Annotated in this window: 13 protein-coding genes; 8 read left to right on the top strand and 5 right to left on the bottom strand. The window is 54.6% G+C overall.

Features of this window, described 5'->3' with window-relative positions; all coding sequences use genetic code 11:
- Positions 1-23: 23 nt before the first annotated feature.
- Together iscR and E8K88_RS13700 are read right to left on the bottom strand one after the other, a co-directional pair.
- Complete coding sequence (gene iscR, locus E8K88_RS13705) at positions 24-560, bottom strand: Fe-S cluster assembly transcriptional regulator IscR (protein WP_136407244.1); 537 nt, start codon at positions 558-560, stop codon at positions 24-26.
- 454 nt (positions 561-1014) lie between these two features.
- Entirely contained in the window at positions 1015-2001 is a 987-nt protein-coding gene (locus E8K88_RS13700) for a bile acid:sodium symporter family protein (protein WP_205880094.1), read from the bottom strand.
- A gap of 346 nt (positions 2002-2347) precedes the next feature.
- Here E8K88_RS13700 and pstS point away from each other — a divergent pair, with 346 nt between their 5' ends.
- The 7 genes from pstS (at position 2348) to E8K88_RS13665 (ending at position 8805) form a co-directional block, all read left to right on the top strand.
- Complete coding sequence (gene pstS, locus E8K88_RS13695) at positions 2348-3388, top strand: phosphate ABC transporter substrate-binding protein PstS (protein ID WP_136407243.1); 1041 nt, start codon at positions 2348-2350, stop codon at positions 3386-3388.
- Positions 3389-3663: 275 nt separating this feature from the next.
- A complete protein-coding gene (pstC, locus tag E8K88_RS13690) occupies positions 3664-4686 on the top strand; it encodes a phosphate ABC transporter permease PstC (RefSeq protein WP_136407279.1) in 1023 nt (340 codons plus the stop codon).
- On the top strand, positions 4683-5570 hold the full coding sequence (gene pstA, locus E8K88_RS13685) for a phosphate ABC transporter permease PstA (protein WP_136407242.1): 888 nt from the start codon (positions 4683-4685) through the stop codon (positions 5568-5570). Before pstC ends, pstA begins: the two co-directional genes overlap by 4 nt.
- A 70-nt stretch (positions 5571-5640) precedes the next feature.
- On the top strand, positions 5641-6411 hold the full coding sequence (gene pstB, locus E8K88_RS13680; protein WP_420813578.1) for a phosphate ABC transporter ATP-binding protein PstB: 771 nt from the start codon (positions 5641-5643) through the stop codon (positions 6409-6411).
- 19 nt (positions 6412-6430) lie between these two features.
- Entirely contained in the window at positions 6431-7132 is a 702-nt protein-coding gene (gene phoU / locus E8K88_RS13675; RefSeq protein WP_136407240.1) for a phosphate signaling complex protein PhoU, read from the top strand.
- Between the two features lie 15 nt (positions 7133-7147).
- On the top strand, positions 7148-7861 hold the full coding sequence (gene phoB / locus E8K88_RS13670; RefSeq protein ID WP_136407239.1) for a phosphate regulon transcriptional regulator PhoB: 714 nt from the start codon (positions 7148-7150) through the stop codon (positions 7859-7861).
- Between the two features lie 194 nt (positions 7862-8055).
- Positions 8056-8805: a uracil-DNA glycosylase gene (locus tag E8K88_RS13665; protein ID WP_136407278.1), complete on the top strand. Its 750-nt coding sequence runs from the start codon at positions 8056-8058 to the stop codon at positions 8803-8805.
- 22 nt (positions 8806-8827) lie between these two features.
- On the opposite strand, the gene E8K88_RS13660 is transcribed toward E8K88_RS13665, so the two are convergent.
- The 3 genes from E8K88_RS13660 to E8K88_RS13650 form a co-directional block, all read right to left on the bottom strand.
- Entirely contained in the window at positions 8828-10330 is a 1503-nt protein-coding gene (locus E8K88_RS13660) for a Ppx/GppA phosphatase family protein (RefSeq protein ID WP_136407238.1), read from the bottom strand.
- A gap of 152 nt (positions 10331-10482) precedes the next feature.
- The gene (locus tag E8K88_RS13655) at positions 10483-11646 is read right to left on the bottom strand and encodes an iron-containing alcohol dehydrogenase (protein WP_136407237.1); all 1164 of its coding nucleotides are present in this window, start codon (positions 11644-11646) and stop codon (positions 10483-10485) included.
- A 463-nt stretch (positions 11647-12109) separates the two neighbouring features.
- On the bottom strand, positions 12110-13228 hold the full coding sequence (locus E8K88_RS13650; protein WP_136407236.1) for a PLP-dependent cysteine synthase family protein: 1119 nt from the start codon (positions 13226-13228) through the stop codon (positions 12110-12112).
- Positions 13229-13606: 378 nt separating this feature from the next.
- Between E8K88_RS13650 and E8K88_RS13645 the strand changes: the two genes are divergently transcribed.
- Entirely contained in the window at positions 13607-14581 is a 975-nt protein-coding gene (locus E8K88_RS13645) for an alpha/beta hydrolase (protein WP_240754536.1), read from the top strand.
- Positions 14582-14606 lie beyond the last annotated feature (25 nt).

The raw sequence follows: 14606 nt of genomic DNA, 5'->3' as shown, positions 1-14606 counted from the left end.
TGTATTGCAGCCTAAAGTGGCGATCAGGATTTGGCGAGCACACCACCCAAGGCAAATACCGAGTTGGGTGCATTGACGCGAATGGGTTTGACCACTGGCGCAGAAGAAATGGTGCGTCTGGCGGGGCTGCGCTCTTCAATCTGAACGCCTTTGGCCAATTGTTCCTCAACCAATTTTTTCAGTGTGACCGAATCCAAAAATTCAACCATGCGCTGATTCAGTGCCGTCCAGAGGTCATGCGTCATGCAACGCTCGCCTTCGCCCAGACAGTTTTCCTTGCCGCCGCAATGGGTAGCATCAATCGGCTCATCAACCGAGACGATGATGTCCGCGACTGTGATATCGTTGGCTTTACGTGCCAGCGTATAGCCACCACCAGGGCCGCGAGTGGATTCGACCAGTTGGTGGCGACGCAGTTTGCCAAACAATTGTTCTAGATAAGACAAAGAGATTTGCTGGCGCTGGCTGATGGCCGCAAGTGTTACAGGGCCGTTGCCCTCGCGCAAAGCCAAATCAATCATGGCAGTGACAGCAAAGCGGCCTTTAGTCGTTAATCTCATGGCGTGGTTCCTTTTTCCGTGAATTGACAGAAACACCTTCTGAACGGTTGTGCCGAAGCAAAAGGCGCCGACCTCACCTAGCGCCGCTCAGGGCTTGCGTGCCCAAAAAATGGGCCTGCAAGCAAGGGCGATGCAGTGTTTTCCCGTATTATAGCATATTCCCTATTATTTTTGTCGGGTAATAAATGTCTGGTTTATCAACGGCTTAAGTGAGCCCTTGGTGGAGAGGCTGCTTGAAGCGAAGTTCCCAGCATCCATAACAAAAGCACGCTTGCACCTTGGCGACAGTCAAACTGGCTGAATGGGTGCAGGTGGTGCAGTTGATCAGATACTCTTTGCAAAGCTGCTTGCGCAGCTTGTATCAGGCCTGGCTGCTGGGGCGTGCTGCATCGCCACAACGGGGAGTCAGTTCAGTCTATGGATGCAAGGAGCTTGAGGGCCGTTTTGTGGCAACTCAATCGTGTTGCTGGGGGCGCTCAGCGAATTTCTGGGCCAACACGGCGCAAACCATCAACTGGATCTGGTGAAAGATCATGATGGGAAGCAGCATCACGCCCAGGCTGGCGCTGGAAAATAGCACCTGGGCCATTGGCACACCGGTTGCGAGACTTTTCTTGGAGCCTGCAAACAAGATGGTGATGCGGTCTTCCAGGTCAAAGCCCATCAGCTTGGCTGCATACCAGATGGCCACTAGGACAATCGCCAGCAACACACAGCACACTGCCACCAGAGCCAACAGATTTTTGAGTGGGACCTGGGTCCACAGCCCTTGGTTTACTGCTTCGCTAAACGCCGTATAGACAACCAATACGATGGAGGAGCGGTCTACGTGCTTGAGCCAGTGGCTGTTGCGTTTCATCCAACCGGCAATCCAGCGCCTGGCAATTTGACCGGCGATGAAGGGCAGCAGCAATTGCACAATGATTTTTTGAATGGCGTCCAGCGTATGCGCGGTCTGATCGCCTTCTGCGCCCAGTAGCCAAATGACCAGCAAAGGTGTGATGAAAATGCCAATGAGGCTGGAGGCTGCGGCGCTACAAATAGCGGCCGGAATATTGCCGCGAGCCAAAGAAGTAAAGGCAATGGCTGACTGTACCGTCGCGGGCAGCGCACACATGTACAAAATGCCGTAGTACAGGCCATCGCCAACCAATGGCGCGACCACGGGTTTGAGGGCGACGCCTAGAAGAGGGAAGAAGACAAATGTGCAGCCAAATACGATGGCATGCAGCCGCCAGTGCGTAATGCCGCGCACAATTTCATCGCGTGAGAGTTTGGCGCCATGCATGAAAAAAAGCAGGGCAATGGCTGCTGTTGTCAACCATTCAAAGCCTGTGGCAATCTGGCCTTGCGCAGGCAGTAACGAAGCCAGCAAGACAACCGCCAGCAGCGTCATGGTGAATGGATCAAGTAGCGAACGTAAACTGCGAATGGCGGCCATGAGAACCCGGGGTGATGAATGCAAAGTTTCGATTGTCCCTGTTTTCAGCTGACTGTGCAGACCAACCTGTCCCTTAAAGCGCTCGCAGCCTGATTACGGTGGCCGTGCAGCAGTGCATCAATGCATAAGGAAACACAACGTGTGTGTTGCTTTTGAAATCAGCAGTCTGGTGGTGTGCAGGGGATGATTTTTTAACAAATAGCTTAGCTTTTAAAGGCGATGAAGCCAAAGAGACGAAGATGTTAGTGCGAAATGACAAAATTGTCACAATGACTGTCATATTGATGTCATAAAACATTCTTACATTCACGACTGTCTTACTTGACCAACCTGAAAGAGGATCTCGATGAACAAGTTTGTTTTCCGTGCTGTTGCCGCTTCCGTGATGGCTTTTGCCGCTGCTTCTTCTGCAATGGCGCAGGATGTGAACGGCGCTGGTGCTAGCTTCCCTGCACCGCTGTACTCGAAATGGGCTGCTGATTACAACAAGGCAACCAATGTACGTATCAATTACCAATCGGTGGGCTCCGGTGCTGGTTTGCGCCAAATCGAAGCCAAAACGGTAGATTTTGGTGCTTCTGATGCGCCTTTGAAAGACGAAGCTTTGCAAGAAAAAGGCTTGGTCCAGTTCCCAACTGTGGTCGGCGGTATTGTTCCTGTGGTCAACATCAGCGGCATTGAGCCAGGTCAGCTGCGTTTGAGCGGCGAGGTGCTGGCCAATATCTACCTGGGCAAGATCACCAACTGGGACGACGAGGCCATTAAAGCCATCAACCCAGGTGTCAACCTGCCAAACGACTTGATCGCTGTGGTGCGCCGCGCAGACGGCTCTGGCACCACCTTCGGTTTCACTAACTACTTGAGCCAAGTGAGTGCTGAGTGGCAAAAAGAAGTCGGCGAAGGCACTGCAGTCAAATGGCCTACAGGTGCTGGTGGTAAAGGCAATGAAGGCGTTGCTGCTTTCGTGAGCCGCCTGCCAAGCTCGATTGGCTACGTGGAATACGCATACGCCAAGCAAAACAAAATTTCCTATGCACAAATGCAAAACAAGGATGGGCAATTTGTCCATCCTAGCGAAGAGTCCTTCAAAGCGGCAGCAGCTGGTGCAGATTGGGAAAACAGCTTCTACCAAATCCTGAACAACAAGCCTGGCGCAGCAGCATGGCCCATCACGACGACGACTTATATCCTGATGCATGCCAAGCAAGACAATGCAGACAAAGCTGCTGCTGCATTGAAGTTTTTTGACTGGGCCTACGCCAACGGCGACAAAACCGCGTCTGACCTGGACTACGTAGCGTTGCCACAAAGCGTCAAAGACATGATTCGCAAAGAGTGGACTGATGACATTAAAGACGCCTCTGGTAAAGCCATCAGCTGGAAATAAGCCACTGGCCTGAGAGACTGAACTTTGGTTGAGAGAGACACTGGCGCTCGCCTTGTGCAAGGCGAGCGCCTGATTCTGGGTTTCATGTGTATCTCTCGACTAACTCTCGCGTAGAAAAAAAGCAGGTTTTTGATAGAAAAGTGGGTCGCACTCATCACAATAGAGGGTGAGATCGTCCTTCTGGTTTTTAGTGGGGCAATAGCAAGCGATGGAAATGGCCGAGCTCTGGTCTTGGTCCGTTGTGATTATTAAAAGGAATTCTTGTGTCTGATGCCATGACTGTGCACTCCACTGTGAACGCGTCCAAGAAACAGGCCGCCTCGGTGGTCGGTAAAAGCGGAGGGAGGCAAACGCCCCCTGAGCGAAAAATCAATAAGCTGCCAGACCTCGTTTTTGGTGTCTTGGCACAAGGAGCGGCAATTTTGACGCTGCTGCTCTTGCTGGGGATCATGCTGTCGTTGCTGATCTCGGCATGGCCTGCAATTAAAGAGTTTGGGGTTGGTTTTATCTTCAATCCTGAATGGGATCCCGTGATGGAAGACTTTGGTGGTCTTGCCATGATTTATGGCACGCTGGCCACTTCCGTCATCGCCTTGCTGATTGCTGTTCCAGTCAGCTTTGGCATTGCTTTGTTTTTGACCGAGCTGGCGCCGCCTTGGCTCAAACGCCCACTGGGCACTGCGATTGAATTGCTCGCTGCCGTACCATCGATTGTGTACGGCATGTGGGGCTTGATGGTGTTTGGCCCGATTCTGGTGAAATATTTCCAGCAACCTCTGCAAGCCATTTTCGGCAATGTGCCAATTTTAGGTGCCTTGGTCAGTGGTGTGCCAATGGGTATCGGTGTTTTGCCTGCTGGCATTATCTTGGCCATCATGATCATTCCTTACATCGCCTCTGTGATGCGTGATGTATTTGATGTTACGCCCGCGCTGCTCAAAGAGTCCGCCTATGGCCTGGGTTCAACCACCTGGGAGGTGATGTGGAAAGTGGTGCTGCCCTACACCAAAGCCGGTGTGGTCGGAGGCATCATGCTGGGTCTGGGGCGTGCCTTGGGTGAGACCATGGCAGTGACCTTTGTCATTGGTAACGTGGCGCAGTTGTCTACTTCGTTGTTCTCACCAGCCACCAGTATTACCGCCACCTTGGCCAACGAATTTGCCGAAGCGGGTGAGGGCCTGCACCAGTCTTCGTTGTTCTACCTGGGCATGTTGCTGTTCTTTATCACCTTCATTGTCTTGAGCTTGTCCAAATTGATGTTGCTGCGCTTGCAGAAAAATGAAGGGAAAAAATCATGAGCCAACCAGCACTGATTAAACCTTTTGTGGCCAAAGGCACTGAGGCCGACCGTCTGGCGCGCTTCCATAAACGCAAGCGCATCAATGCCATTGCGATTGGTTTGTCTTTGTTCGCCATGGCATTTGGGGTGTTTTGGCTGCTGTGGATTTTGGGCGAAACGATTCGCTTGGGCATTGGTGGCTTGAGCGCCACGCTGTTTACGGAATCCACACCGGCGCCTAATGATGCGGGTGGTTTGGCCAACGCCTTGTATGGCTCGTTCATCATGGTGCTCTTGGCCACTTTTGTGGCTACCCCGATTGGCATTTTGGCCGGTATCAGCTTGGCTGAGTTCAATCCCAAAGGGTGGTTGGCATCTGTCACACGGTTTGTGAATGACATTTTGCTCTCCGCACCAAGTATCGTGATTGGTTTGTTTGTCTACGCAATCATCGTTGCCCAGTTCAAGAGCTTCTCAGGCTACGCTGGTGTCGCCGCGCTGGCTTTGATTGTGGTGCCGGTTGTCCTGCGCACCACTGAGAACATGTTGATGCTGGTGCCCAACGGATTGCGTGAGGCGGCCTACGCGCTGGGTACGCCAAAGTGGAAGGTGATCTCCATGGTGACCTTGCGCGCCGCTAAGTCCGGCGTAATCACTGGTATTTTGCTGGCTGTTGCTCGTATTTCCGGCGAAACCGCGCCGCTGCTGTTCACTTCACTGAATAACCAGTTCTGGAGTACTGACCTGTCGCAGCCAATGGCGAGCTTGCCAGTCGTGATTTTCCAGTTTGCAATGAGCCCTTACGAAAATTGGCAAGACCTGGCATGGGCTGGTGTGTTCATCATCACGATGGCAGTGCTGGCTTTGAACATCTTGGCTCGTTTCTTCACACGTCAAAAATAACCAGTGCTTGGCAGGCTCCAGCTGAGCGCAGCCTGCCCACTCAAAAGGAATTGCATCTATGACTACAGCAATGATCAAACCCCAAGAGCCAGCAAAGATTGCGGTCAAGGATTTGAATTTTTATTACGGCAAGTTCCATGCATTGAAAAACATTTCGATGGACATTCCGGAAAAGAAAGTCACCGCCTTTATCGGCCCATCGGGTTGTGGCAAATCGACGTTGCTGCGCACCTTCAACCGCATGTTTGAACTCTACCCAGAGCAGCGTGCAGAAGGCCAAATCATGCTCGATGGCAATAATTTGCTGTCCAAAAACCTTGACGTAGCCTTGGTGCGCGCCCGCGTTGGCATGGTGTTCCAAAAGCCCACGCCATTCCCGATGTCAGTTTATGACAACGTCGCATTCGGTGTGCGCTTGTTTGAAAACCTGTCCAAATCAGAAATGGACGACCGTGTTGAAAGCGCGCTGCGCAAAGCCGCGTTGTGGAACGAGGTCAAGGATAAGCTGCAGCAAAATGGCTCAGGACTCTCCGGCGGTCAGCAGCAACGACTGTGTATCGCCCGCGGAATTGCACTGATGCCTGAGGTACTGCTGCTCGATGAGCCTTGCTCGGCCCTGGACCCATTGTCTACCAGCAAGATTGAAGAGCTGATTGAAGAGCTCAAAGACGAATACACGGTTGTGATCGTAACCCACAACATGCAGCAAGCCGCACGTTGCAGCGATTACACCGCTTACATGTACCTGGGTGATCTGATGGAATTCGGTCCAACCAAAGAGCTGTTCGTCAAGCCGCAGCGCAAAGAAACGGAAGACTACATCACTGGCCGATTCGGTTGATTTTGGGAAGGCTAACGACATGACTGATATCCATTCATCATCCCAGTTCGAAGCAGAACTGAATTCGATCTCCTCCTTGATCATGGAAATGGGGGGCTTGGTGGAGTCGCAAATCAAATACGCGATTGACGCCTTAACCAATCTGGACAGCCATGCGGTTGACTTGATTGAGCGCTTGGAAGTGCGCGTCAACGCACTGGATGTGGAGCTGGACGCGGAGATCTCTACCGTGATCGCAACGCGCCAGCCTACGGCTAAAGATTTGCGTCTGTTGATTGCGATCTCAAAAGCCACGGCAGATCTTGAGCGTATTGGTGATGAAGCCAGCAAAAGTGGCCGCATTATCAAGAACATCATTGAGACCAGTGCGCCACACAACCTGCCAATTCGCGATCTGAAGTTCGCTGGTGAGTTGGTTGCCAATCAACTGCGCCGTGCCTTGGATGCATTCGCCCGTCGTGATATCACCAATGTGGTTGACATCCTCAAGCAAGACGATGTGATCGACCGTGAATACGAAGGCTACATCCGCAAGTTGGTGACCTACATGATGGAAGATCCTCGCAAAATCTCCATCAGCATGGACTTGCTGTTCTTGGCCAAATCGATTGAACGCATTGGCGACCATGCCAAAAACCTGGCCGAACTGATTGTGTTTATGGTCAAAGGCAAAGACGTTCGTCACACCTCGGTAGAAAACGTCGAATCGGCATTGAAGTAAGGAGTGCAAAGAACCATGAGTGGACCGCGCGTATTGGTGGTGGAAGATGAAGAGGGGATTAGTGAGCTGATCTCCATCAACTTGCGCCACTACGGCTATGATCCTGTGTGCGTAGAGGATGGCGATGCAGCCCAGCGTGAGCTGGACCACATTCTTCCAGACGTGATTTTGCTCGACTGGATGCTGCCCGGCCAAAGTGGCTTGGCGCTGGCGCGTAAATGGCGTAGCCAGTCTCGCACCAAAGCCATTCCTATTCTGATGCTGACTGCCCGTGGCGATGAGCCCGACAAGGTTGCAGGACTGGATGCCGGTGCCGATGACTATTTGACCAAGCCATTCTCTATCCAGGAGTTGCTAGCCCGTATCCGCGCGGTGCTCAGACGCCGCGCACCTGAGCAAGCCGGTGAGGCGGTGCAAATTGGTAGCCTGCATTTGGACACGTCGGCGCACCGGGTCTTGCTGGCGGGTAACCCGTTGAAGATGGGGCCGACCGAGTTCAAATTACTGAACTTTTTGATGCAGCATCCTGAGCGCGTGCACAGCCGCTCCTCACTGCTCGACAAGGTCTGGGGTGACCATGTATTCATTGAAGAGCGTACGGTGGATGTGCATATCAAGCGTTTGCGTGAAGCCTTGACCGAGGCCGGCAATATGGTGGAGACGGTGCGTGGCGTGGGGTACCGCTTTACGGCCAATCCAAGTTCAGCCAGCTTTGGTGCAGCCAAGTAAACGTATTGCTTAGGATATATTTCAAAGCCGCAGGTGTGAGACGCCAGCGGCTTTTTTTTGCACCTTCTAGGGCAGCACTCGATCGGATGGAGCGATGGCCATCGGCAACGCGCTACACTGGTGCACTCTCTAGCCCCAATGATTGGTTATTGCATGGTGCCTTCAAGACCATCTGCTTAGCCATACACACCATGATGAACCAAGACCTGTTCAGCCAAGCTGCCGATGCAGCTGCCAATGCCCTGATGAGCCAACAGTTGCTGACTGCCAATCCGGCGGCTTGGCCGGTGGCTGCGGGTTGGCAAACTGCGGTTGATCAGTTTTTTGCCTCACCTGCTGGCGCCCAATTGCTGCATTTTTTGCAACAACGCATCGATGCTGGTGCGGTGATTTTTCCGCCGCAGCCTTTGAGGGCCTTGGAGTTGACCAAGCCTGAAGACGTGCGGGTGGTGATTCTGGGGCAAGACCCCTACCATGGACGTGGGCAAGCCGAGGGGCTGGCTTTTTCTGTCACACCCGGTGTGCGGCTGCCGCCCTCGCTGCGCAATATTTACAAGGAAATCCAGCGCGATTTAGGCACGCTGCCACCGGCGTTTCCGCAGCCGGGCGGTAGTTTGGTCGCCTGGGCGCAAGATGGCGTGCTGCTCCTCAATACCTGCTTGACGGTGGAGGAGGGGCAAGCGGCGAGCCACTCAGGTAAAGGCTGGGAAGTGCTGACCGATGCACTCATTAGCCAGGTAGCACAAGCTGATCGGCCGGTGGTGTTCATGCTGTGGGGCGCGCATGCACAGTCCAAGCAAGCACTGATTCCGTCTGACAAAGGACACTTGGTGTTGCAGGCCAACCACCCATCGCCCTTGTCGGCGCTGCGCCCACCCAAGCCATTCATTGGCTGCGGACATTTCAGTGCGGCCAAGGTCTTTCGTGAGCAGCAAGGCCAGTGACTGCTGCCGTGCGGGTTGCTCGTTAATCGACTGAAATGCTCAGATGGATGGGCATTTTCTCCCAGGTACTGGCTTCTTCCTGTAGCAGGTAATACGACTGCGGATGGCTGAGTGTCCAGTCTCGGCTTACGCTGACTGCAACCGAGCCGTCTTTTTGCAACGCCCACTGCAACGCCTGTAATTGCGGGTCTTTGCGTGCATTGCACAGCAAAACGGCAAGGCGCAAGCACATCAGCTGGTAGGCAAAGCTGGCGTCCTGTTCAATGGCAGCGGCTACTTTCTTGAGCTTGCCGCGATGGCCGACGATCAAATTGGCCAAGCGCTCTCGCTCGGATGGCAGAAAGCCTGGGCAATCGCCATAATGCAAGATATAGGCACCGTGGTGGTGGAAGCGCTCATACGCAATGCTGACGCCGATTTCATGCAACTGGCCCGCCCATTGCAGTGTTTGCAAATCATCGTCCGACCACAGCCCATGCGGGTTCAAGGCCGTCCAGATTGCTTGGCCGACAGAGGCGATGCGCTCGCCCTGAGCGCGATCATATCCAAAGCGCTGGATCAGGCTGGCGACCGAGTTTTGGCGAATATCACGGCGTTTGGCGTCGTGGTCATCGCGTTGCACCAAGTCGAGTAACGCTCCCTGGCGCAACGCGCCTTCGGAGATTTGCATGCGCTCCATGCCAAACATATTCATCAGGGCCAGCAAAATGGAAATGCCGCCGCCAATCACTGGTTTGCGGTCATCGCGCAGGCCTGCGAACTGCAGGTTGTCGATGTGCTGGGCCTCAATCAGCATCGCCTTAAGGCGCTCAACACCTTCGCGTGTGATGATTTGTTTCTCGCCGCCCAATTGACTGAGTGCCTGCGCCACTGCGCCCATCGTGCCCGAGGCGCCATATACATGGTCGCGCGGATAAAGCGAAAAACGCCCTAGATGCTCTTCAATGATTGCATTGGCCGCCACCTCGGCTTTGGCAAAGCATTTCGCGCTGAGCTTGCCTTCGGCAAAAAAGCGCTGCGACCATGACACACTGCCAAATGGCAGCGAGACGGCTTCTAGTGAGACTCTGCCGGTGCCGGCAATCACCTCGGTCGAGCGGCCGCCAATATCGATTACCAGGCGCTGCTCTTGAACATTGCGCGGAAGCAAATATGTCACGCCTTGGTAGATCAGGCGCGCTTCTTCCTGGCCAGAGATAACCTCAATTGGGTGGCCTAGCAGCTGCTGGCCTTTGTTGAGAAAAGCCTGGCGGTTTCTGGCCTCGCGCAGCGTTTGTGTGGCCAACGCACTGACTTGGGACGGACGGAAATCACGCAAACGTTCGCCAAAGCGTGCCAAGCATTGCCAACCGCGTTCCATGGCTTCTTCCGACAGGTTGCTGTCGGCATCCAAACCACCGCCTTGTCGCACGGTTTCCTTCAAATACTCCACCCTTTGCAGGTGGCCGTTGTGCATGATGCTGATTTCCAAGCGGAAACTGTTGGAGCCGAGGTCCACCGCCGCAAGGCGTTCACCGTTTTTCATGTGTCGGGGGCAATCTGGAGATGAGATGCTGTGATTGTAGGAGCCAGATAGTGCTTTGGTTGCAAAAAAGCACTTGTGCGGCCTCAATCCATTGCATCTCCATTGCTGAGCAAGATCCGATCAGCTGTGGTGCGACGCCTTTCAACAGGCTCTTACATCGACTCTTCCAACATTTGGCGGTACTGCGCTGGCGTGGCATGGATTGGATTGGTCGCATGGCAATGGTCGACCAAGGCACGCTCTATGATCAGCGGGAAATCTTGCTCTTGTACGCCCATCTGTGCCAGGCCTTTGGGCATGCCCAGCTCTTCATTGCGCAGTTGCACCAGTTTGGCCAGTTGCGCAGCCACGTCAGCAGCGCTGGCGTCTTTGCGGTATTCCATGCCCATGGCCTGGGCCATGCGCTGCATACGCTGCTCTTGGATGATATTGTCCGCTTGCGCGTTAAAGCGCAGCACAGCGGGTAAAAACACCGCGTTCAAGGTGCCATGGTGCAGCTTGGGATTGATGCCGCCCAGGCTGTGGCTGAGCGAGTGCACACAGCCCAGCCCTTTTTGGAACGCCATTGCGCCTTGCATGCTGGCGGCCATCAGGTTCAGGCGGGCCTGGCGGTTGTCGCCGTGGTAGGTGGCTTCAGTGATGTTGCCCCAGCCACGTGTCAAGCCATCCAGCGCAATGCCATCGGCGGGAGGATTGAAGGCTGAAGACATGAAAGTTTCCATGCAGTGCGCAATCGCATCCATGCCGGTGGCTGCTGTCAGTCCTGCAGGCAATCCCAAGGTCAACTCAGGGTCGCAAATGGCTGCTTTGGGCACCAGAAACCAAGAGTGAAAGCCCAGTTTGCGGCCATCTTCGACAATCAAAATGGCGCCGCGGGCGACTTCACTGCCTGTGCCACTGGTGGTGGGAATCGCAATGATGGGGGCGACCTCGGCGGTGATCTTCGGTGAGCCGCCTTCAATCGTCGCATAGGTTTTCAACGGGCCTGGATGGGATACCGCAATGGCGACGCCTTTGGCGCAGTCAATCGGTGAGCCGCCGCCCAAAGCGATCAAGCCATCACAGTGCTGCTCTTGGTAGACCTGGGTCGCAGCCAGCACCGCTGCCTCAGTGGGATTGGATGGGGTTTGGTCAAACACCGCATAGTCAAAGCCTTTGAGCTGCGCTTGGACCTTGCTGAGAATGCCGGCAGCACGCACGCCTGCGTCGGTGACGATCAGGGGTTTGACGATGCCAATGCGCTGGCATTCCTGCTGCAAATGTGCAATCGCGCCAAAGTCAAATTGAATTTGGGTGACGTAGTTGATGAATGCCATGGGTGGTCTCCTGGATTGTTGTTTTCAGAGCCGGTTCATAATCTCCGCGCATTGCATCCTTTGGGGCTTCAACGCGGCTGCGTGGGGATGATGAACAGGTTCGTAGAGTCTGCCACAGGCTCTTAGATAGCTCTTGCATGGCACCTCAGAGCGGATCTTTCATGCGAACTGCGCAGCCATAATAGGCCAAAACAGCAGCATCCTTTTCCCATAGGTGACAACTACGGATGCTTTGCAAAAATCCGTGTGGAGGCTTGCGCGCAGGCTCTCAGGCGATCCGCTGCGGCGGTCCTTGTGTTGTTCCTGGCGTCGGCGACGGTTGTCAAAAGACGCCTTGCGATCCATTCTGAGGCCGCACGCATTCAAGCAACGAGGGCTTGGCAGAGCGTGCAAACGCGATAGCGGATCTCCCACTGCTGTGGCAAGCATGCCTGAGACGGGTTTGCTGATCGTAAACAGGCTCTTACAACAAAGACAGATAGTGCTGTTGCAGCTGCGCACAAGCGCTCAAATCAATGCCGAGCTGGTCTTGCAGCCATTGCGGATTGAAGTAGGTGTGTGGATAGCGCTCACCGGAGTCACACAACAAAGACAGGATGGAGCCGCTTTGGCCTGCTGCCTGCATTTCTTGCGCCAAGCGCAACATCGCGACAAAGTTGGTGCCAGTGGATGGGCCTACTTTTCTGCCCAGCACTGTGGAGAGAGCTTGCATCGCGGCAACTGATTCGATATCGGCGACATCTTCAATGCGGTCAATCAGTTGGCGGATAAAACTGGGCTCGGGGCGTGGGCGGCCAATGCCTTCGATGCGCGAGCCGCTGGTGGTCAGGCTGGCATCGCCACTGCGGTGGTAGGCACTGAACACCGAACCCTGCGGATCAGCCACGCACAACTGGCTAGTGTATTGCTGGTAGCGCACAAAACGCCCAATTGTCGCGCTGGTGCCGCCGGTGCCCGCGCCCACCACAATCCAGCTGGGAATGGGGGCGCGCTCATGCTGCATTTGCACGAACATGCTTTGGGCAATATTGTTATTGCCTCGCCAGTCGGTGGCCCGCTCGGCGTAGGTGAACTGGTCCATGTAATGGCCACCGGTGTCCTCAGCAATCTGGCGGGCTGCTTCATACACCTCGCAGGCGCGCTCGACAAAGTGGCATCTGCCACCATAAAACTCGATCAGCTGCACCTTCTCTGCCGATGTGCTGCGCGGCATTACTGCGACAAAAGGCAGGCCCAACAGGCGGGCAAAATACGCTTCGCTGACGGCTGTTGAGCCGCTAGAGGACTCAACAATCGTAGAGCCTGCGCCAATCCAGCCATTGCACAGCGCATACAAAAACAGGGATCTGGCCAGGCGGTGCTTCAAACTGCCAGTCGGATGGGTCGACTCGTCCTTGAGGTACAAATCGATCCCCAGTTTGGACAAGGCGGGCGCAGGCAGTGGAATCAAATGCGTATCGGCACTGCGCTGGTAGTCTGCTTCAATGCGGCGTAGCGCTTCATGCAGCCAGCTGGTGGTTTCTGTGTGGGTGTGCAGAGCTGGATTGGAGGTCGATGCAGTTTCAAAGGGGCTGTGTGGCATAAATCGCATGGATAAGAATAGGGCGCGCATGCAAAAGTGAAAGCGCATGCAAGAGTCAAAATAGTGCAAGCTACTGTGCTGGGGCATTATCTACACCATGATGGCGGTTGAATATGCCTAGAATGTGTTTTTGCGCACATTGCAGCGCGCTGCATGCAACAGTGCCGCCAGCCAAATACCCAGTTAGAACGTGTTTACGAATTTTTTGCAGTCGCGCAAGGCACAAAAAAGAGGCAGTGCAAGGCGCCTGTTGCCGCTCAAACGTGTCTATGAGCACAACGGGCAACGCCGCAATGCGCTTTTTTGTACCTTGCAGCTCCTTTTGGGCTTCAACGCGTTCTGTAAAAAGATCGTAAACACGTTCTTAGATACCAATAGATGACCGATTCAAGCAAAGAACCTTGGTGGCCGCAACTCACAACGTCGATGCGTGCTGTGATCAATGGCATGCAACGTGCGGGCCACCCGCCCTTCAATACGTTGAGCCCAGCGCAGGCCAGGCAGGCGTATCAGCTAGGCGCCCAAGTGCTGGAAGAAGACATGCCGCAGTCCATCAGCACGCGCGATGCGCAGATCCAGTCGCGCGATGCAGGCGCCTTGCCTGTGCGCTTGTATTGGAGCGGCGCACAGCCATCGGCAGACAGCCCGCGCGCGACCGTGTTGTACCTGCACGGTGGTGGCTTCACGATTGGTGGCATTGACACACATGATGTGTTGTGCGGGCGCATTGCTGCCAATACTGGAGCAATGGTTGTGTCGCTGCAATACCGGCTCGCGCCTGAATACCGTTTTCCGACGGCAGTGCATGACTGCTGGGACAGCTTGCATTGGCTGGCCACGCAGGGCTTGCAGTGGGGTGTGGATGCCAGCCTATTGGCTGTGGCCGGTGACAGTGCTGGTGGCACCTTGGCGGCCGTGATCGCCTTGATGGCCCGCGATGCCGATTTGCCACTGCGTGCGCAATGTCTGATTTATCCAGGTACCTGTGCGCACCAGGACACGCCCTCCCATGGTCGCTATGCGCAGGGACCAGTACTGACTGCGCCTTTGATTACCTGGTTCTTTGGCCAATACATTGATGACGCAGACCGTGAGGATTGGCATTTTGCGCCCCTGTTAGCGCCTGAATTGGGCGGCGTAGCGCCTGCGGTGCTGATTCTGGCCGAGTGCGATCCTTTGGTCGATGAAGGCATTGCCTATGCCGACCAGTTGCGCATGGCAGGCGTTGAGGTCGATATAGAAATCTACCGCGGCGTGGCCCATGAGTTCATCAAAATGGGCCGCGTTTTGCCCGAAGCAGCGCGCGCGCACCAGGCGATTGCTGCATTTTTGAAGCAGCAACTGCGCTTATAGTGCGCCACTGAGCTGCTCCAGTGCT

Source organism: Lampropedia aestuarii (assembly GCF_004803635.1).
Taxonomy (GTDB): domain Bacteria; phylum Pseudomonadota; class Gammaproteobacteria; order Burkholderiales; family Burkholderiaceae_C; genus Lampropedia; species Lampropedia aestuarii.
Note: the sequence above shows the minus strand (reverse complement) of the source record. Positions and strands in the feature narration are given on the sequence as shown.

Coding starts and splice junctions, on each gene's coding strand:
- iscR (WP_136407244.1), bottom strand. CDS start 560: ATGAGATTAACGACTAAAGGCCGCTTTGCTGTCACTGCCATGATTGAT.
- E8K88_RS13700 (WP_205880094.1), bottom strand. CDS start 2,001: ATGGCCGCCATTCGCAGTTTACGTTCGCTACTTGATCCATTCACCATG.
- pstS (WP_136407243.1), top strand. CDS start 2,348: ATGAACAAGTTTGTTTTCCGTGCTGTTGCCGCTTCCGTGATGGCTTTT.
- pstC (WP_136407279.1), top strand. CDS start 3,664: ATGACTGTGCACTCCACTGTGAACGCGTCCAAGAAACAGGCCGCCTCG.
- pstA (WP_136407242.1), top strand. CDS start 4,683: ATGAGCCAACCAGCACTGATTAAACCTTTTGTGGCCAAAGGCACTGAG.
- pstB (WP_420813578.1), top strand. CDS start 5,641: ATGATCAAACCCCAAGAGCCAGCAAAGATTGCGGTCAAGGATTTGAAT.
- phoU (WP_136407240.1), top strand. CDS start 6,431: ATGACTGATATCCATTCATCATCCCAGTTCGAAGCAGAACTGAATTCG.
- phoB (WP_136407239.1), top strand. CDS start 7,148: ATGAGTGGACCGCGCGTATTGGTGGTGGAAGATGAAGAGGGGATTAGT.
- E8K88_RS13665 (WP_136407278.1), top strand. CDS start 8,056: ATGAACCAAGACCTGTTCAGCCAAGCTGCCGATGCAGCTGCCAATGCC.
- E8K88_RS13660 (WP_136407238.1), bottom strand. CDS start 10,330: ATGAAAAACGGTGAACGCCTTGCGGCGGTGGACCTCGGCTCCAACAGT.
- E8K88_RS13655 (WP_136407237.1), bottom strand. CDS start 11,646: ATGGCATTCATCAACTACGTCACCCAAATTCAATTTGACTTTGGCGCG.
- E8K88_RS13650 (WP_136407236.1), bottom strand. CDS start 13,228: ATGCCACACAGCCCCTTTGAAACTGCATCGACCTCCAATCCAGCTCTG.
- E8K88_RS13645 (WP_240754536.1), top strand. CDS start 13,607: ATGACCGATTCAAGCAAAGAACCTTGGTGGCCGCAACTCACAACGTCG.